The 249-nt window shown below is 53.0% G+C and carries 1 protein-coding gene; it reads left to right on the forward strand.

Translation table 11 applies throughout. The features are described 5' to 3' along the window. Positions 1–249 (forward strand): flavin reductase family protein (locus HJY11_RS13675; RefSeq protein ID WP_208076471.1); only part of this gene is annotated, 249 nt, incomplete at both ends.

Here is a 249-nt window from a genome sequence, read left to right on the forward strand (position 1 = left end):
GTCATGGTAAGCTGTGCGGATAAATCAGGAAAGGACAATATTCTTACGGTTGCGTGGACCGGGACGGTCTGCTCGGATCCGCCCATGCTTTACATTTCGGTCCGTCCGGGACGGTTTTCCCACCATATGATCGAGGAAACAGGAGAATTTGTCGTCAACCTGACGACGGAGAAGCTTGCAAGAGCTACAGATTTCTGCGGGGTCCGATCCGGAAGAGATGTGGATAAGTGGGAGGAGACACGTCTGACG

This window comes from Bittarella massiliensis (ex Durand et al. 2017) (assembly GCF_017566145.1).
Classification (GTDB): domain Bacteria; phylum Bacillota; class Clostridia; order Oscillospirales; family Ruminococcaceae; genus Bittarella; species Bittarella massiliensis_A.